The sequence below is a fragment of the Huintestinicola sp. genome, from assembly GCF_051882455.1.
Taxonomy (GTDB): domain Bacteria; phylum Bacillota; class Clostridia; order Oscillospirales; family Ruminococcaceae; genus Huintestinicola.
On record NZ_JBJERV010000063.1, the window covers coordinates 29895 to 46785 of the forward strand.

Below are 16891 nucleotides of genomic sequence, written 5' to 3' on the forward strand. Positions count from 1 at the left end.
GTAACGGTAGAAATAAATTGACCCACATGATCAATATTTTGCAGGCTGAGCCTGCAGCCGCTCGTTCTATAGTTTTTTTGGGGCAGCAGACAGGCGGCTCGGTAACGGTAGAAATAAATTGACCCACATGATCAATATTTTGCAGGCTGAGCCTGCCAAAGTCCTCCCGTACTGCATATTATAATGCAGTATGGGAGGTGTTTTTTATAAATACAGTATACGCAAAAGCCGCCATTCACGGCAGCAATAAATATCCGGATATTTACGGCTATGCCGCATTTGTCCCCGATGCAAACAAAACTCTTGTGACAGTCTCGGTCTACGGTCTGCCCAAATGGGAAAAATGTGACTGCCACATCTTCGCAATGCACATTCATGAGGGCGGAAGCTGTACGGGTACATCGGAAGACCCCTTTGCCGACGCAAGATCACACTTTGACCCCGAGGGCTGCCCTCACCCCTGCCACGCAGGCGACCTGCCGCCGCTGTACGCCGATAAAAGCGGCACCGCAAAGCTTGCCTTTGTCACCGACCGCTTTACTCCAAGTGAGATAATAGGCAAGACCATCATTATACACAAAATGCCCGATGACCTTCACACTCAGCCATCGGGCAATTCGGGAGAGAAAATAGCCTGCGGAGTTATTGAGAAAATGGGATAAATTTATCCCCGTCTGATTATCTCAGGCTCGCACTCCAAGCGTATCCCCCGTTTTTCAAAAACCGTTTTCTTTACGTGTTCTATAACGTTCATAACGTCCTCAAAGGAAGCAGTTCCCTTGTTTATCACAAAGCCGCTGTGCTTGACGCTTACCTCGGCGTCACCGCAGGAATAGCCCTTTAAGCCGCACTCCTCAATAAGGAGAGCCGCAAAGGTGCCCTCGGGTCGCTTGAAGGTGCTGCCTGCGCTGCGGTATTCAAGGGGCTGCTTTTCCTTTCGCTTTGCTGTAAGCTCAGCCATTGTTTCGGAAATTTCATGGGTATTTCCCCGGGAAAGCCTGAGCTTTGCGGACAGAATGATGTATCCGCCCCCCGAAAACACGCTGTGACGATAGCCGAAATCAAGCTCCTCTGCGGAAAATTCACGGATATTTCCAAAGAAGTCCGAAGCGGTAACGCTTATTATCACATCTTTCATCTCGCCGCCGTATGCCCCCGCGTTCATATATACGGCTCCCCCCACGTTCCCGGGGATACCATAGGCAAACTCAAGCCCCGTAAGCCCCCTGTCACGGGCAAATGCGCTGACAGCAGATAAAGCCGCTCCCGCCTGACAGGAAATAACGCCCTCTTCCTCGGAAATATCCGCGATATCCTTTCCCATATGCAGGAAAACCATAGGGATATCCCCGTCCTCCACCAGCAGATTTGAGCCTTTCCCGATAACGTAAAAAGGGATTTTTTCGGCAGACAGCGCCTTCACAAGCTCCGCCGCCCCCTTTTCGCCGCCTATCTCTATCATCAGCGGACATTTTCCGCCGATGCCGAATGTGGTGTATCTGCTGAGAGGAACATTTTCAAGACATTCAAAGCCGAGGGTATCCGCAAGCTCCTTTATTTTATTTACATTCATTGTCATAGTCATCACCCAAAGTCCATTATGCCATAAATCAGCTGAAAATAATGCCGTTTTTTCTGTTTATCCTTTCAAGGAGCAGCTCCCTGTCCGCATTCACAATTAGCCTTTCGGGGTAATCAAACTCCCGAAGCAGCGCAAGCGAACGGCTCACCTGTCCTACAGCCGCAAAAAAATGAGCGTCGGTGTTTACGATAACGCTGACCTCATATTTTTTGCATAAAGGAATTATTTCCCGATAATTTTTCTCCGAATTTTTCCAGAGCAGAGTGCTTTCGTTTATCTCGACCAGCTTGTCATATTCCTTGAACGCCCTTATCCCCTTTTCGTAATCAAAGAGGAATTTGGTGTTTCCCGGGTGTCCGATAACGTCCACAAGGGGATCTTTTGCAAGTCCCAGATAGGCATTTGTGTTCTGTTCGACAGTACCCGAGGGAAGGATATCCGTATGCACCGAGCCGATTATCCAGTCAAGAGCCTTACATTCCTCAGCGGGCAGGTCAATATGCCCCTCGAAATCAGTAACGCTTGACTCCGCCCCGTATATGATCTTGACCCCGAAAAGCTCACGGGGAATAGCCTTGTGAAGATTGTGAAAATGCCAGATATGAGGCCCGTCGGTGGAGTTCGGCGTGTGGTCGGTTATGGCAAGAAACTCAAGCCCCGCGTCCCTCGCCGCCTCGGTCATTTCCTTGACGGTGGAGTAGGCATGAGTGGAGGCAACGGTGTGAGTGTGCATATCTGCGATTATTTTCATTGGTTAACTTTACCTCACAAAATGCAGACTTCGGAGCGCCGCCGAAGCCTGCATATCTTCAATTTGCTTGTGATCAATAAATATCCCACTTCTTGATGGTATCCTTGTGCTCCATCTCGAGACCCAGGTTGTCAAGCAGCTCCTGAGCAGCGTTGTAGCCCATCTTCTTCTGACGGTTGTTCATAGCCGCTACCTCAAGGATAACAGCCAGGTTACGTCCGGGCTTTACGGGAATAGTGGTGCAGGGCACCTTTACGCCGAGGATAGAGGTATATTCGCTGTCAACGCCCATTCTGTCGTAAACCTTTTCCGAATCCCAGGGCTCCAGCTCAACTATCATATCGATCTTTTCCGTTACCTTAACGGCACCCATACCGAACAGGCGGCGGGCATTGACGATACCGATACCTCTCAGCTCCAGGAAATGGCGGATATTCTCGGGGGACGAGCCTACGAGACTGATATTTGAAACCTTTCTTATCTCAACAGCGTCATCGGCAACCAGTCTGTGACCGCGCTTGATAAGCTCAACAGCGGTCTCGCTCTTACCTACGCCGCTCTCTCCGAGAATGAGCATACCCTCGCCGTAAACCTCGATAAGAACGCCATGACGGGTAATTCTCGGAGCAAGGTGGAGATTAAGGTAAGCAATAAGAGCGGACATAAAGCTTGAAGTGCTGTCCTTGCAGCGCAGAAGGGGTATCTCATACTGCTGCGCAAGCTCCAGCATTTCGGGGAAATAGGGCAGCTCACGTGTGATGATGATACAGGGAACGTGCTGAGCAAAGAGCATTTCCAGGTGCTCCTTTCTCACGCTTTCCTCCATGGTCGCAAGGTAAGCAAACTCTGCCTTGCCCACTATCTGGATACGCTCTTTATTGAAATATTCGTAAAATCCCGAAAGCTGAAGTCCGGGACGGTTTATCTCGGTCTCGATAACAAGGAGCTTTGAAGCGTCCATAGGAAGATGGATAGTTTCAAGATGGAATTCGTCAATTATCTCCTTTAAAGTAACGCTGAATTTCTTTTCTGCCATAATAACCCTCCAAATCACAAAATCGGCATACATACTTATATTATACACCTTTTGAAAAAATTTTCAAGAGGGATTGAAATATTCGTTAAACTTTCGGAGGTAAACAAACTGTGAACTGCGATAAAAAATCACATCGCAGCCATTTGTAACCAAATTGTAACCTTTTGTAATCCATTACCACATAAAGAAAGACTTGACAAAACCGTATAAGTGTGGTATAACTGTATTACACCAACTAATACAGTTAATACAGATAATACAGCAAGGAGGAACAGAAATGGATATAACCAAACAGAGCCGTCCGAGGGTCTGGATATACGCCCCCGAAGAAAGCGGCGTAGGCGCAAAGCTTGAAGCCTATCTGAAAAGCGAAGATATTTCCGCAAGAAGCGCAAAAGCGTTCCCCGACAGCTTTGAGGATATCTCAATGGCGATAATCTGTGACGGCGGCGTAATGTCGCCCCGTTTTAAGGAGATAGAGCGGATAAGAGCCTGCTCGGATATCCCCATAATGACAGTTTCCCGTTCCTGCGACGAGATATACCGCACAGTGGCTCTGGACAAGGGCGCAGACATATGCCTTTCCGCAGACAGCCTGGGCAGGAACGAATTTACCGCAAGAACAGCGGCAATGCTCAGAAGATATCTTTACGCCTCTCCCTCCCCCTCTCCCGTTCCCGACACCATCGTAAACGGCAGCCTCGCCGTTGACAGGAAGCGCAGGGAATTTTACGCAGGGGGAAGGTCCATAAAGCTCACCTCCACCCAGTTCGGCATAGTGGAATACCTTATGGAAAACTGCGGCAGGGTGTGCTCCATAGAGGACATTTACCAAAGCGTATGGAACGAGACCCCCTACGGCGTTCACCGCACTGTGGTGGACCACATTCGCCGTATCAGGGGCAAGATAGAGCCCGACCCCCATAATCCCCGATACATAAAAGCGGTTTTCGGGGTGGGGTATAAGATGGAAAGAGCGATATCATAAAAGAAAAAGCAGCTTCCTTATTGAAAGCTGCAAAAGCTTAAACCGAAGTATCATTTCTGCTGCAAATAACAGCCTCAGCGTTCAGCTCTTCAAGAGACATATCATCAAATTGGTCTTTTCTCCACTCGGTGTAGTCAAAGGGTTCACGCAGCAGCGCAGAGATGAATATCTCAGTTTCCACTACTCCTAAAGTTTTTATTAAACAATTCATAGCGTCGTTTACGATTACGTTTGTAGTTCTCATAATTACACCTCCGGAACGTAAATGAAATTTACCGGGTTTATTACTTTAATTTTATCTGACTGATATTTCAAAAGCCTGATATCTGTTGAAAGGAAATAATCTGCTTTGCCTATTATAGCAGCAGCAATATGAAGTGAGTCCATTTTCTTAACTCCTGTTTCCATGATTTTCATAGCTTCCGACAGAATTTGCTCCGAATATGATTCATCAACATAGACGGAAGCATTTTTAAAAAAATCGGAAATTGAAGTTTTTCGGTTAACATTCGGGTTTCTGAAATTTTCATATACAGAAATGTATGAGTAAACAAGATTTAATTTCTTATCAACTATCAGCTGCTGAATGTGAAGCTTTGCCTGAGTTTCAAGGCTGATGCGAAGCTGGGACTGATCGTCATAAGGGCGGTTATAACAGCAGTTATCCAGATAAACGCTGATGTTCTCCATAATAAGATCTCCTCAATGTTTCTTAACATTATTATACATCAATATCATAAAAACGTCAATAGAAAAATTTCCGGAAAGGAGCAGCTAAATGTTCGACATAGATCTCCAGAGCAGGACTCCCATATATGAGCAGCTCTATAAGCGAGTGGTTGAGCTGACGGTGAAAAAGCAGCTGTGCCCGGGGGATAAGCTCCCCTCGGTAAGAGAGCTTGCCAAGGCGCTGGGAGTAAATCCCAACACCGTATCAAAAGCATTCCAGAACCTTGAGCGTGACGGTATAATTTACTCCCTTGCAGGACGGGGAAGCTTTATTTCCGATAAAAACGGTGATGTGATAAAGCAGAACGCCGCAGAACGCTTCACCCTCGCTGCAAAAGAAGCGGCAGCCGCAGGGCTTACGGCAGAGGAAATGACCGAAATAATTCAAACGATAACTCAGACAGGGGGAAACAAAATTGATTAAGCTTACAGGCGTTACCAAAAAATTCGGAGACTTCACCGCCCTTGACGGCATAGACCTTATGATACCCAAGGGCACCTCCTTCGGACTGTTAGGCTCCAACGGAGCGGGCAAATCCACTATTCTGAGACTTCTCTCGGGAATTTACTCAAAGGACGGCGGCAGCGTACGGATAGACGACGAAGAGGTTTTCGACAACACCTCCGTAAAGGAAAAGGTGTTTTTCATAAACGATGAAACAGTCCAGTTCGGCAGCTTTACCTTAAAGGGGCTCAAGGATTATTACAAGGGCTTTTACCCCAATTTCTCCGAGGAGATATTCGAGGAGCTGAGAAATACCGTAAAGCTCCCTATGGACAAAAAGCTTGACCGTTTCTCAAAGGGAATGAAGCGACAGGCGATAGTTATCACAGGACTTGCCTGCCGCACGGATTATCTACTCCTTGACGAAGCCTTTGACGGTCTGGACCCCACAATGCGTATAATCGTGAAGCGTATGCTGGTTGACGCAATGCTCGACCGCCGGCTCACCACCGTTATTTCCTCCCACAACCTAAAGGAGATAAACGAGGTCTGCGACAGCGTGGCGCTTTTACATCAGGGAAAAATGCTCTTCAACCGCGACCTTGACAGCGTCAAGGGCAGTATTCACAAGGTACAGGCGGCATTCAGGGAAGAATATTCCAAGGAGGATTTCGATAAATACGGCGTTCTCCACTACAGCCGCAGCCAGAGCATACACTATCTGATAATGAAAGGCTCGGAAGAGGAAATAAGGGAAAAGCTTTCGGAGAAGGACCCCATAGTTTTAGACCTTATACCGCTTTCGCTTGAAGAAATATTTATCTACGAAATGGAGGGAATGGGCTATGACGCAGGCCAGCTCGACTAAAAAAGAAAAAAGCTTCTTTACCGGAGCAATGGGGCATAATTTCAAATTTAACGTGAAAGATAATTTCAGGCTGATGATAGTTATCTTTGTTCTGCATTTTGCGGCAGCTCCCCTGCTTCTTATCACATCTCTTGCGGAGATACTGACAACAGGCAGACACGGGGGCTTTGACGATGGCTTTATAGCCGCAGCAGTCATCGGAACGGGACTTGCCGCAGCCTCGGGAATGCTGTGCGCCCTCACCGTTTTCAAGTATCTCTACAATAAATCGGCGGTGGATATGAGACTGTCTCTGCCAATGACCACCTCACAGCGTTTCATTTCCGATTTTCTGTCGGGACTTTTCATCTATATCGTCCCCTACATCGCCGCAGAAATAATAAGCTGGATCTTAATGCTTGCAGGACATCTTCTCTGCGACGGAAAGACCTTTACTTATGTCCTCCCCGACCAATCCGATCCCCGACAGGAAAAAGCCTATTCCTGGGTATGCAACTTTTTCGAGCAGGCAGCCCCCTTCCTCTGGAGAGGAATGTTAGGCGGACTTATGCTTATGGTGATGTTCTATGCAGTTACCGTCCTTGCAGCAGGCTGCTGCGGAAATATTTTCGAGTCTGCGGCGTATGATATCCTGCTTAATATCCTTGTTCCCGTTTCGGTATATCTTGGAATTTATTCGGTAAGCAGCAATGTTACAGGATTTATGGAGACTGTCTATGAACAGAAAATAATCCCCTACTGCGGACCCTTCGGAGGAGCATACGGACTTATCCTGACCCTTGAAAACTTAAATTCACAGCTTGACACCCCCTATCATTATTATATGTATTCCCCCTCGCTCATTGAACCGCTGAGCTTCGGAATATGGTTCCTGCTCTTCACCCTCTGCACACTTGCGGTTATCGGTATATCCTACCTCATCTACAGAAAGCGCAGAGCGGAGGACACAGGCAAGCCCGTAGTATTCGGCATTTTCCACCACATCATAATGACTCTCGGCATATTCTCCCTCTGCTATCTTATGGTAGTTGACGGCACACAGAATTTCGTTCCCGTTATCGTCATAACCTTTATTGTATACCTTGTAATGCACGTTATACGAAACCGCGGCTTTGGAAAAATAGTCTCGGGACTTGTGATATTTGCGGCGACCATCGTGCTTTCCATCGGCTCATTCCTTCTTATCCACGACACAAAGGCATTCGGAGCAGGAGACTATGTTCCCGACCCCGAAAGCATCGCAAGTGCGCAGATAACCTATGCGGGAATGTTTGGAAAAGGCTCAAGGAACGAGGGTATCATAACCGAGCTTACCGATATATCGGCACTTACCACCCTCACCGAGACCCATAAGCAGATAATCGAATATCATAATAACAATGATGAAAGCACCGATCTGTACAGATGCTTTATGGACGATACATTTATGATAAAATACAGATTAAAGTCGGGCAGAACGGTAATGCGCAGCTACTACGACCCGGGTATGACCGCAATGAATACCCTCAGCACCCTTGATACGACCGGAGAGGTAACACAGTCAAGAGCGGAGCACGTAAAAAGAGCTGTGACCGAGTATGTTATCGCCTCTCTGAAGGAATATGAGGAAAACTCCGACTATATGGGCATTAAGCAAAAGCGCACCGACCTTTATGCCGAGCTTACACCTCAGTGGATATACAGCAGCGGCGGCAAGGACTATCACGACTCCTGCCGCAAGGGCTACAGCGAGCTTCCCGAGGATTTCCTCGACAGGCTGGGCGACTGTCTCTATAACGATATCCTTTCGGAATCTCCCGAAGAATACTACTCTCCCTCGGGCAAAGTATGGCAGCTTAACATCTTCAATATGAATTACATCAAGGTAAAAGAAAGCTACACCGAAACAATGGCGTATCTTTCCTCCTGCGGCTTTGACACATTTCCCGAGCCTACCGAGGAGCTTGTGAGAAAGTTCATCCTCTCCCCCATTGACGGCATAGGAATAGCAATGAGCAGCCAGCCGCTTATCGAATATATGACAGGAGAAGATTTCCCCACCGCCACATTTTATTACCTTAACGGCGGATATTTCAGATACAAGGACACCTCCATAACACCCTACACCTTCTCAGCGGCATACGAATACTATGACGATCTTTTAACGCTTATTAAGCACAGCTATAAGGAGTATAAATCCGACGAAAGCTGTTATACTATAAGCGTGAGCGGAAACAGCGCCGTTATCTCCGAGGAATACAACGACGTAGCTGAAAGAGTATTCATAAGAATGACCGCCGACAGAGCAAGCTATATGGCAGAGCGTGACTTCTTTGGGTCACCCTATGAAAGAGACGAAAACGGAAACACCTACTACGGCTATTCGGAATACCTCACGAAGTTTATTGAGTTCTACGGCAAGGATAAGATAGTCTCGGCACTTAGCTGTTACTATGACAGCGAAGCTGCGGAGGAGACCTATAAAAATCTTACCGAATGGGCAAAGACCGATACGAATTTCGGCGATGAGTACAGCGAAATAATATACGATGAGCTCGCAGCCGAAGGCTATGCAGTCGTGACCGAAGCCCATACAGTACCGTTAGACTAAATTCCTCGGGAAATACGGCAAACGGGTTTGCAGCTTTTCCGTTCATCATTTCTGATATTGAACACGCAGGGGGCACAAGCTCTGCGGGAAAGGATAGCAGACGTATGAAAAAGAAAGCAGCAGCATTACTGCCATTGCTTCTGGGTTTTGGCATAATGTTCACAGCCTGCGGCGCAAACAACGCACAGACCGGTAACGGACAGAACGGACAGAACGCAGGCTCTTCCGCCAATTCAGGCACAAACGGCGGAGCAAATACAACCTCTAACCACACATCGGGCACAAATCCCGGAAACGGCAACGGTTCCGTTATCGGCGACAACAACGCCCGCACAGGCGATGTAGACGGCGACGGTATCATCGAGGACATCGTAACAGGTGCCGAGGATATCGTAAACGGCGCAGCAAGAGGCGCAGACAACATTCTTGAGGACATCACCCCCGGCGAGCACAACAACAACACCCAGACAACAACAACGGTAAACAGATAAAGAAATATCTTTAGCTCCCATGCGGCTGAAACACAAAAGCCGTATGGGAGTTGTTTTATTCATTTTTGAATTTTATTTCAAATATAATTTCATTTTCTTTTCATATCCAAAAATTGCCGTCAAAAAATCCCGCCGGGCTGTCCAAATCCGCAAATCCGCGTATCAAAGCCATTTATTCATAGTATCAATATCTTTTTTCATAATGTTAAAAAAATATACATTGACATTACAGTAGGATAAGGAGTTATAATATAACCATAAAAATGAAATTTGCAAACCAAAATCTTGCAAATCAAACTTGAAAGGACTGTAATAATATGGCTTGTTTTGTCGTACCCGGCGCAGAGGCAATAATTGCCGCCGCAGCTTCAAAGATCATCGCAGTAAGTGAGAAAAAGGGACATATCCATTCGGAGGAAACCGCAGCAAAGCTTTCGGAAAAGGTAAGCTGGCTTACAAAGCTTTCAGGGGGCGGCTCCGCACTTCTTGCCTTTGAGCACCTCTGGCACGGCGAGATATCCCCCTTTTTCCCCTTCCTCACCGCCGCTGCAGACCCCGAGGAAACAAGCATAATGCTCCACGAAATGGCAACGGTGGGAACCTCAATGGCACTTCTCATAACCGCCGTGTGGATAGGAATGCTCGTAATAACAAGCTCCGTCAGAAGGAAAGCTGCAAAGGAGACTGATGTAAAATGACCCTGCTCGTTACCGTATTTGCCGCCGTAATATCCACCGCAGTGTGGTACTCAAGCGAAAAAGCAAGAAGCCTGAAGGTAAGCTCCCTTATGTTTATGTACTGGGGCGCAGCACTTATGTGGCTCGTAGACGCCGCTTTTGAATATACGGAGCTTAGAGCGGACTATTTTACCCCCGCTCCCTCGGATATGATAAATGACCTTTTCTTAGGCTTTGCCGCCGTCGCCTTCGGACTTGTGATATGGACGGTGATCTTACTTGTAAAAGACCCCAAGGGCGTATTAAAAGCAGCACTTATAAAGAAATAATACACGAATGTGAGGTAATAAAAAATGCGGCTTACCCCAAGAGAGCAGGAGCGCCTGATGATACATCTTGCAGGCGGACTTGCAAAAGAACGCAAAGACAGAGGCGTAAAGCTAAATTATCCCGAAGCCATAGCCTACATAACCTCCGAGCTTTTAGAAAAGGCTCGTGACGGAAAGACTGTCACCGAGCTGATGAGCGAGGGCAGAAAGCTCCTCACCGCAGAAGATGTAATGGAAGGCGTTCCCGAAATGCTGAGCGAGATACAGCTTGAAGCCACCTTCCCCGACGGCACCAAGCTTGTGACCGTCCACGAGCCCATCGTCCCCGAAAATAAGCTTATTCCCGGGGAAATAATCACCGAGGACGGGGACATTGAGATAAACAAGGGCAAGGAAGCTGTCCCCCTTACCGTAACAAACACCGCCGACCGCCCCGTGCAGGTAGGCTCTCATTTCCATTTCTTCGAGGTAAACAAAGCTCTGGAATTTAACAGAGCAAAAGCCTTCGGTATGCGGCTTGACATTCCCGCAGGAACGGCAGTCCGCTTTGAGCCCGGCGAAAGCAAGGAAGTAAGCCTTATCCCCATAGGCGGAAACCGTCAGGGCTTCGGACTAAATGACCTTGTTTCGGGAAATATGGACGACAGCGAAATAAAAGCTGCGGCTCTGAAAAAAGCCCAAGTATCGGGATTTAAGGGGGAATACGGCAATGTTTAAAATGTCACGCAAGCAGTATGCGGATATGTACGGACCCACCACAGGGGACAGGATACGCCTGGGCGATACCTCTCTGATCATCGAGGTGGAAAAGGACTATGCGGTCTACGGCGAGGAAGCGAAATTCGGCGGCGGAAAATCCCTCCGTGACGGAATGGGACAATCCTGCTCCGTAAGAGACGCCGACTGCCCCGACACCGTCATCACAGGCGCAGTAGTAGTTGACTGTACGGGAATTTACAAAGCCGATATCGGCATAAAGGACGGGAAAATTTGCGGCATCGGCAAGTCGGGAAATCCAGATATAATGGACGGCGTGACCCCGTCCCTGGTGTTCGGCGCAGGCACCGAAGCCATAGCAGGCGAAGGACTTATCCTCACCGCCGGGGGCATCGACACCCATATCCATTTCATCAGCCCTACCCAGATAGAAACCGCCCTCTATTCGGGCATAACCACCATGATAGGCGGCGGCACAGGTCCCGCCGACGGCACCAACGCCACCACCTGCACCCCCGGCAAATTCAACATTGAAAAAATGCTTGAAGCCGCCGAGGAATATCCCATGAACTTAGGCTTTCTGGGCAAGGGCAACAGCGGCAGTCTCGAAACCCTCACCGAACAGATAGAAGCAGGCGCCTGCGGACTGAAGATACACGAGGACTGGGGCTCCACCCCCTCGGTAATAAACAAAGCTCTTACCGTAGCGGATAAATACGATGTTCAGGTGTCTATCCATACCGATACCCTTAACGAAGGCGGCTTTGTGGAGGATACCATCGCTGCAATAGGCGGCAGGACGATACATACCTACCATACCGAAGGCGCAGGCGGCGGCCATGCCCCCGATATAATCAAGGCAGCGGCATTCCCCAACATTCTCCCCTCCTCCACCAACCCCACCATGCCCTTCACGAAGAACACCCTTGACGAGCATCTTGATATGCTTATGGTCTGCCACCACCTTGACAGCAAGGTGCCCGAGGACGTGGCATTTGCAGACTCAAGAATACGCCCCGAGACCATTGCCGCCGAGGACGTGCTTCACGATATGGGAATATTCAGTATGATGTCCAGCGACAGCCAGGCAATGGGACGAGTAGGCGAGGTCATCACAAGAACATGGCAGACCGCCTCAAAAATGAAGGATCAGCGCGGCGCACTCCCCGAGGACAGCGACAGGAACGATAATTTCCGAGTAAAGCGCTACATCTCCAAATACACCATAAACCCCGCCATAACTCACGGCATATCCGAATATGTAGGCTCCGTCGAAGTCGGCAAGGTGGCAGACCTTGTGCTCTGGAAGCCTGCAATGTTCGGCGCAAAGCCCGAAATGATAATCAAGGGCGGATTTATCTGCGCCTCGCGAATGGGCGACGCCAACGCGTCAATCCCTACCCCCCAGCCCGTTATATACACCAAGATGTTCGGTGCGGAGGGACTTGCGAAAAAGCGCACCTGCATAAGCTTCGTGTCAAAAGCGGCTGCAGACAGCGGCATTGCCGAGCGTCTTGGACTTCAGAAGCTCGTCCTCCCCGTAAAGAACTGCCGAAATATCGGCAAAAAGGATATGCGCTTCAATGACCGCACAGGAGATATCAGGGTAGACCCCGAGACCTACAGCGTAACGGTAGACGGCGAACCCATCACCTGCAAGGCAGCGGAAAGCCTTCCCCTTACTCAGAGATATTTCCTGTTCTGATATATTATAGCACAAATATTCTATTTTGTCAACAGTAAAACAAAACAAATTTTCTAACGGAGTTTTATATATGATAACCGAAAAAATAACAGGCAAGCTTACCCAAACGGATAAGCAGGTAGACTATGTATCCATCGACTGGTTCGAGCGTGACAAAAAGCTGCTGAGAAAGACCACCGACAAGGGGGAGGAGATAGGCATAAAGATACCCGCCCCCTTAAACGAGAACGATATAATTTACGAGGACGAAAACCGTATCATCGCCGTGACCATCGCTCCCTGCGACCTTATCAGCGTAAAGGTGTCGGATATCCGTGAAATGGGCAGGCTCTGCTTTGAGCTTGGAAACCGCCATCTTTCCCTTGCCATCGGCGAGGACGAGGTAAAATGCCCCTATGATGAGCCCACCTTTGAGTATCTGAAAAAGCTTGGCTTCAAAGCAGAAAAAGTCCACGGCAAATTCACAGGCTACACCGAGTGCCGCGGACACGCTCACTCTGACGGTGAACATACTCACGGGAATGAGCATCATTCCCATAGTCACGAGCATACCCATACCCAATAATGCCTATGAACACAGACATAAAGCTTATCCGCCTTGCCCAGGCACTTGACCCCCTTTTCCCCATAGGCTCCTTCACCCTCTCAAACGGCACCGAGACCTATACGGCAAAGGACATAGTAACCGACAAAGCCACACTGTCACAGCTTCTGAGCGCCTATATCTGCACTCTGCCAACAGGCGACTTAGGCTTCGGTGCAAAAGCAGCCGCAGGCGAGGATATCCCGCTCCTTGACGACCTCTGCGCCGCCTCAAGATCCCCCTATGAGCTTCGCGACGGCAGCTCAAAGCTGTGCAGGCGGTTTCTCAAGGCACAAATGGCTCTCTGCCCCACTCCCCGCCTCACGGAATATTCCCGGATGATAGAAAAGGGCGAATGTACAGGCTTTCACCCCATAGCTGTCGGGCTGTTCATGGCGGATATAGAAGCGGATATAAGGGAGGGACTTTCCCTCTACGCCTACAGCCTTCTCTCGGCAATGGCAAACCACGCCGTAAAGCTTGTGCCACTTAGGCAGCTTGACGGTCAGTCGGCACTTTATGCGGCGATGGAAAGGATACCCGAAGCTGTGGAAAAGGCTCTCTCTGTGCAGACAGACGATCTGGGAATAAGCGGCAGCGGCTTTGAACTGCGCTCAATGCAGCACGAAAAGCTGTTTACAAGAATTTACATATCATAATTTCGGAGTTGATAAAATGTCATACGTAAAGATCGGCGTGGGAGGACCCGTAGGCTCGGGAAAGACCGCTCTCATCGAACGACTCACAAGAAAAATGTCCGAGGAATACAGCATATGCGTCGTCACCAACGACATCTACACCAAGGAGGACGCAGAATTTCTCATAAAAAATTCCGCCCTTGACCCGAAAAGGATAGTGGGCGTTGAAACAGGCGGCTGTCCCCATACCGCCATACGTGAGGACTGCTCAATGAACCTTGAAGCGGTGGACGAAATGGCGAAAAAGTTCCCCGATGTTCAGATAATTTTCATCGAAAGCGGCGGCGATAATCTGTCCGCAACCTTCTCCCCCGACCTGGCAGACGCGTCAATATATGTAATAGACGTGGCGCAGGGGGAAAAGATACCCCGAAAGGGCGGTCCGGGCGTTACCCGTTCCGACCTGCTTGTAATAAACAAGACCGACCTTGCCCCCATGGTAGGAGCAAGCCTTGAGGTAATGGCAAGGGACTCTGAGCGTATGAGAGGAAGCCGCCCCTTTATGTTCACAAATCTTATGACCCTTGAGGGCGTTGATGAAGTTATCGGCTGGATAAAAAAATACGTCCTTATGGAAGACCTTGCATAATATGAGCATCCTTAAACTCACCGCCGAATACAAAAACGGCAGAACAGTGATATCCGACAGCAAATTCACCGCTCCCTTAAAGATAGCCCTCCCCTTTTACCGCGAAGATCACACCGAAGTAATGATGATGGCGGCAAGCGCAGGAATACTTGAGGGCGACCATTACGACATAGAAATAACCGTAAAGGAAAACGCTTCCCTTAAATTCACAGGTCAGTCCTATACAAAAATTTTCAAAGCGGAAAATCAAGGCGCGTCGCAGAATGTGAAAATAACTGTTGAAAATGGCGGTACCCTTATCTATGCCCCCTGCCCCGTCATACCCTTCGGCGGCAGCATATTTGACAGCAGGGCGAATGTGTATCTCTGCAAGGACAGCCGCCTAGCAATGACGGATATCCTCGCCTCGGGGCGAACGGCAATGAAGGAGGAGCTTGCCTTTAAAAGCTTTCGCTCAAGAACAGCCGTCTATATTGACGGAAAGCCCGTTTATCTCGATAACAGGCGGCTCGTGCCCGAGGAAATGCCTCTTCGGGGCATAGGCTTTTTCGAGGGATATACCCACGCAGCCTCCGCCTATTTTTACGGAGCGGACAAGCAGGCTCTTGAAGCTGCTCTTTCGGGATATACCTACGGAGAAGCAGCCCTCAGCGCTGCCGCAGCAGGCATATCCGTCCGTGCAGCTGGAAACGGCGCCGACCCAATTCACAGACTTTTTGAAAAAATGACTCATACCATGTCAGCGCATTTTTGAGACGACGAAAAATCATCTCCCGAAAGGAGCGTCCCCGAATGTACCGAATACTGCTGGCAGAGAGCGACCCCTTCTGCCGCCTGTCCTACAGAAAAATGAAGGTCTGGGAGGAATACGGCTTTGAAATATCCGCCGAAGCGGTAAACGGCAGAGAAGCACTCAGACTTATGGGAAATGAGCCTTTCGACCTGCTTATCTCCGATATAAAAATGCCCGTAATGGGCGGCATAGAGCTGCTCCGTGAGCTAAGGACCGGAGGGCTTGATATCGCCGCCGTATTCATAAGCTCCCGCGCGGAGTTTGAGTATGCCCGAGAAGCCATGATACTTGGGGCAATGGATTTTCTGAAAAAGCCCGCCTCCGAAGAAGCATTGGGAGAAATGCTGGGACGGGTGCGCCGCAGTCTGGGCGGAACGGAGAAAACAGCGGTCAACAGCATAGTAGCCCGTGTGATGGAGCAGATAGGCGCAGACACTGACAGCGACATATTTCTCCATAACGTGAGCCTGTTTCTTTCGGAAAATATATGCAGAGCGGTATCAATGACCGAAGCGGCTGAAAATCTGAAAATGAGCCGCGACTATTTCGGCAAGATATTCAAGCGCCGTTCGGGAATGAGCTTCAACACCGTCCACACTATGATAAAAATGGAATACGCCAAAACGCTGATAGACTCGGGCAGGTACAAAAATTACGAGATATCCGAAAAGCTTGGCATCTGCGACCCGGATTATTTCACAAAGCTTTTCAAATCCGTAACCGGAATGACCCCAACGGGATATAAAAACAGAGTATAAGTAAAACGGCTCCGCACCGCAAATGGTGTGGAGCCGTCAGTCCGTCGAAAATACCGTAATTTTGTTCATTTGCATAATTTGGCTTCAATACTTAAATTACCGAGCCACAAAACAAGGAAACCATTGCTATTCTACCAACGAAGTGGCTTCAGCGACACGCTGACGGCTCCTCACCGCAAATGGTGTGGAGCCGTTGATTTTTCGGATAAGCTTATCAGCCTGCGGGCCAGGTAAATTCTCTGCCCGAAAGCACGTGAAAATGAAGGTGCTTAACGGTCTGACCTGCGCAGTCGCCGCAGTTGGAGACCACACGGAAGCCCTCGGTCATACCCATCTCCTTTGAAAGCTTTGCGATGACCTCGAAGATGTGACCGACCACAGCCGAATTTTCGGGAGTTATCTCGGCAGCGGAGGTGATATGCTCCTTGGGGATAACAAGGAAATGAACGGGAGCGGTGGGGGCAATGTCGTTGAAGGCATAGCAAAGCTCATCCTCGTAAACCTTTGTTGAAGGTATCTCACCCTTGATAATTTTACAGAAAAGGCAGTCGTCCATAGCTAT

General features: G+C 48.9%; 21 protein-coding genes. 15 read left to right on the forward strand and 6 right to left on the reverse strand.

The genetic code is table 11. The features are described 5' to 3' along the window. The first annotated feature begins 197 nt into the window (after positions 1–197). Complete coding sequence (locus tag ACI4J0_RS08405) at positions 198–662, forward strand: superoxide dismutase family protein (protein ID WP_439765366.1); 465 nt, start codon at positions 198–200, stop codon at positions 660–662. 2 nt (positions 663–664) lie between these two features. On the opposite strand, the gene murB is transcribed toward ACI4J0_RS08405, so the two are convergent. The 3 genes from murB to hprK form a co-directional block, all read right to left on the reverse strand. After that, positions 665–1573, reverse strand: a complete 909-nt coding sequence (gene murB / locus ACI4J0_RS08410) for a UDP-N-acetylmuramate dehydrogenase (protein ID WP_439765367.1) — start codon at positions 1571–1573, stop codon at positions 665–667. 37 nt (positions 1574–1610) lie between these two features. After that, entirely contained in the window at positions 1611–2333 is a 723-nt protein-coding gene (locus ACI4J0_RS08415; RefSeq protein ID WP_439765368.1) for a phosphatase, read from the reverse strand. Between the two features lie 73 nt (positions 2334–2406). Next, positions 2407–3369: an HPr(Ser) kinase/phosphatase gene (gene hprK / locus ACI4J0_RS08420; protein WP_439765369.1), complete on the reverse strand. Its 963-nt coding sequence runs from the start codon at positions 3367–3369 to the stop codon at positions 2407–2409. Between the two features lie 277 nt (positions 3370–3646). Here hprK and ACI4J0_RS08425 point away from each other — a divergent pair, with 277 nt between their 5' ends. Then, the gene (locus tag ACI4J0_RS08425) at positions 3647–4357 is read left to right on the forward strand and encodes a winged helix-turn-helix transcriptional regulator (protein WP_439765370.1); all 711 of its coding nucleotides are present in this window, start codon (positions 3647–3649) and stop codon (positions 4355–4357) included. 37 nt (positions 4358–4394) lie between these two features. Here the strand turns inward: ACI4J0_RS08425 and ACI4J0_RS08430 are convergent, their stop codons facing one another. Together ACI4J0_RS08430 and ACI4J0_RS08435 are read right to left on the reverse strand one after the other, a co-directional pair. Then, complete coding sequence (locus tag ACI4J0_RS08430; protein ID WP_439765371.1) at positions 4395–4601, reverse strand: hypothetical protein; 207 nt, start codon at positions 4599–4601, stop codon at positions 4395–4397. A 2-nt stretch (positions 4602–4603) separates the two neighbouring features. Continuing rightward, positions 4604–5047, reverse strand: a complete 444-nt coding sequence (locus ACI4J0_RS08435; protein WP_439765372.1) for a hypothetical protein — start codon at positions 5045–5047, stop codon at positions 4604–4606. Between the two features lie 88 nt (positions 5048–5135). On the opposite strand from ACI4J0_RS08435, the gene ACI4J0_RS08440 reads away from it, so the two are divergent. The 13 genes from ACI4J0_RS08440 (at position 5136) to ACI4J0_RS08500 (ending at position 16329) form a co-directional block, all read left to right on the forward strand. Continuing rightward, entirely contained in the window at positions 5136–5510 is a 375-nt protein-coding gene (locus ACI4J0_RS08440; RefSeq protein WP_439765373.1) for a GntR family transcriptional regulator, read from the forward strand. Then, positions 5503–6399: an ABC transporter ATP-binding protein gene (locus ACI4J0_RS08445; RefSeq protein WP_439765374.1), complete on the forward strand. Its 897-nt coding sequence runs from the start codon at positions 5503–5505 to the stop codon at positions 6397–6399. The genes ACI4J0_RS08440 and ACI4J0_RS08445 overlap by 8 nt, the downstream gene beginning before the upstream one ends. Further along, positions 6377–8989: a hypothetical protein gene (locus ACI4J0_RS08450; RefSeq protein ID WP_439765375.1), complete on the forward strand. Its 2613-nt coding sequence runs from the start codon at positions 6377–6379 to the stop codon at positions 8987–8989. Before ACI4J0_RS08445 ends, ACI4J0_RS08450 begins: the two co-directional genes overlap by 23 nt. 104 nt (positions 8990–9093) lie before the next feature. Then, positions 9094–9480, forward strand: a complete 387-nt coding sequence (locus ACI4J0_RS08455) for a hypothetical protein (RefSeq protein WP_439765376.1) — start codon at positions 9094–9096, stop codon at positions 9478–9480. A gap of 317 nt (positions 9481–9797) precedes the next feature. Continuing rightward, positions 9798–10178 (forward strand): hypothetical protein, encoded by a 381-nt coding sequence (locus ACI4J0_RS08460; RefSeq protein ID WP_439765377.1) that lies wholly within the window; start codon positions 9798–9800, stop codon positions 10176–10178. After that, positions 10175–10486, forward strand: a complete 312-nt coding sequence (locus ACI4J0_RS08465; protein WP_439765378.1) for a hypothetical protein — start codon at positions 10175–10177, stop codon at positions 10484–10486. Before ACI4J0_RS08460 ends, ACI4J0_RS08465 begins: the two co-directional genes overlap by 4 nt. 24 nt (positions 10487–10510) lie before the next feature. Then, the gene (gene ureA / locus ACI4J0_RS08470; RefSeq protein WP_439765379.1) at positions 10511–11203 is read left to right on the forward strand and encodes an urease subunit gamma; all 693 of its coding nucleotides are present in this window, start codon (positions 10511–10513) and stop codon (positions 11201–11203) included. Then, the gene (gene ureC, locus ACI4J0_RS08475; RefSeq protein WP_439765380.1) at positions 11196–12908 is read left to right on the forward strand and encodes an urease subunit alpha; all 1713 of its coding nucleotides are present in this window, start codon (positions 11196–11198) and stop codon (positions 12906–12908) included. Before ureA ends, ureC begins: the two co-directional genes overlap by 8 nt. Positions 12909–12978: 70 nt before the next feature. Next, on the forward strand, positions 12979–13473 hold the full coding sequence (locus ACI4J0_RS08480; protein WP_439765381.1) for an urease accessory protein UreE: 495 nt from the start codon (positions 12979–12981) through the stop codon (positions 13471–13473). Between the two features lie 5 nt (positions 13474–13478). Next, positions 13479–14150, forward strand: a complete 672-nt coding sequence (locus ACI4J0_RS08485) for an urease accessory protein UreF (protein ID WP_439765382.1) — start codon at positions 13479–13481, stop codon at positions 14148–14150. 16 nt (positions 14151–14166) lie between these two features. Next, complete coding sequence (gene ureG / locus ACI4J0_RS08490; RefSeq protein ID WP_439765383.1) at positions 14167–14778, forward strand: urease accessory protein UreG; 612 nt, start codon at positions 14167–14169, stop codon at positions 14776–14778. A gap of 1 nt (position 14779) precedes the next feature. After that, entirely contained in the window at positions 14780–15532 is a 753-nt protein-coding gene (locus ACI4J0_RS08495; protein ID WP_439765384.1) for an urease accessory protein UreD, read from the forward strand. Positions 15533–15570: 38 nt separating this feature from the next. After that, on the forward strand, positions 15571–16329 hold the full coding sequence (locus tag ACI4J0_RS08500; RefSeq protein ID WP_439765385.1) for a response regulator transcription factor: 759 nt from the start codon (positions 15571–15573) through the stop codon (positions 16327–16329). 214 nt (positions 16330–16543) lie between these two features. Here ACI4J0_RS08500 and ACI4J0_RS08505 read toward each other — a convergent pair whose 3' ends face one another. Then, positions 16544–16885, reverse strand: coding sequence for a histidine triad nucleotide-binding protein (locus tag ACI4J0_RS08505; RefSeq protein WP_439765386.1), 342 nt, complete (start codon positions 16883–16885; stop codon positions 16544–16546). Between the last annotated feature and the right edge of the window lie 6 nt (positions 16886–16891).

What these genes read in the sequence shown, in the direction of transcription:
- murB (WP_439765367.1), bottom strand. Translation starts at nt 1,573, where the DNA reads ATGAATGTAAATAAAATAAAGGAGCTTGCGGATACCCTCGGCTTTGAA.
- ACI4J0_RS08415 (WP_439765368.1), bottom strand. Translation starts at nt 2,333, where the DNA reads ATGAAAATAATCGCAGATATGCACACTCACACCGTTGCCTCCACTCAT.
- hprK (WP_439765369.1), bottom strand. Translation starts at nt 3,369, where the DNA reads ATGGCAGAAAAGAAATTCAGCGTTACTTTAAAGGAGATAATTGACGAA.
- ACI4J0_RS08425 (WP_439765370.1), top strand. Translation starts at nt 3,647, where the DNA reads ATGGATATAACCAAACAGAGCCGTCCGAGGGTCTGGATATACGCCCCC.
- ACI4J0_RS08430 (WP_439765371.1), bottom strand. Translation starts at nt 4,601, where the DNA reads ATGAGAACTACAAACGTAATCGTAAACGACGCTATGAATTGTTTAATA.
- ACI4J0_RS08435 (WP_439765372.1), bottom strand. Translation starts at nt 5,047, where the DNA reads ATGGAGAACATCAGCGTTTATCTGGATAACTGCTGTTATAACCGCCCT.
- ACI4J0_RS08440 (WP_439765373.1), top strand. Translation starts at nt 5,136, where the DNA reads ATGTTCGACATAGATCTCCAGAGCAGGACTCCCATATATGAGCAGCTC.
- ACI4J0_RS08450 (WP_439765375.1), top strand. Translation starts at nt 6,377, where the DNA reads ATGACGCAGGCCAGCTCGACTAAAAAAGAAAAAAGCTTCTTTACCGGA.
- ACI4J0_RS08455 (WP_439765376.1), top strand. Translation starts at nt 9,094, where the DNA reads ATGAAAAAGAAAGCAGCAGCATTACTGCCATTGCTTCTGGGTTTTGGC.
- ACI4J0_RS08460 (WP_439765377.1), top strand. Translation starts at nt 9,798, where the DNA reads ATGGCTTGTTTTGTCGTACCCGGCGCAGAGGCAATAATTGCCGCCGCA.
- ACI4J0_RS08465 (WP_439765378.1), top strand. Translation starts at nt 10,175, where the DNA reads ATGACCCTGCTCGTTACCGTATTTGCCGCCGTAATATCCACCGCAGTG.
- ureA (WP_439765379.1), top strand. Translation starts at nt 10,511, where the DNA reads ATGCGGCTTACCCCAAGAGAGCAGGAGCGCCTGATGATACATCTTGCA.
- ureC (WP_439765380.1), top strand. Translation starts at nt 11,196, where the DNA reads ATGTTTAAAATGTCACGCAAGCAGTATGCGGATATGTACGGACCCACC.
- ACI4J0_RS08480 (WP_439765381.1), top strand. Translation starts at nt 12,979, where the DNA reads ATGATAACCGAAAAAATAACAGGCAAGCTTACCCAAACGGATAAGCAG.
- ACI4J0_RS08485 (WP_439765382.1), top strand. Translation starts at nt 13,479, where the DNA reads ATGAACACAGACATAAAGCTTATCCGCCTTGCCCAGGCACTTGACCCC.
- ureG (WP_439765383.1), top strand. Translation starts at nt 14,167, where the DNA reads ATGTCATACGTAAAGATCGGCGTGGGAGGACCCGTAGGCTCGGGAAAG.
- ACI4J0_RS08495 (WP_439765384.1), top strand. Translation starts at nt 14,780, where the DNA reads ATGAGCATCCTTAAACTCACCGCCGAATACAAAAACGGCAGAACAGTG.
- ACI4J0_RS08500 (WP_439765385.1), top strand. Translation starts at nt 15,571, where the DNA reads ATGTACCGAATACTGCTGGCAGAGAGCGACCCCTTCTGCCGCCTGTCC.
- ACI4J0_RS08505 (WP_439765386.1), bottom strand. Translation starts at nt 16,885, where the DNA reads ATGGACGACTGCCTTTTCTGTAAAATTATCAAGGGTGAGATACCTTCA.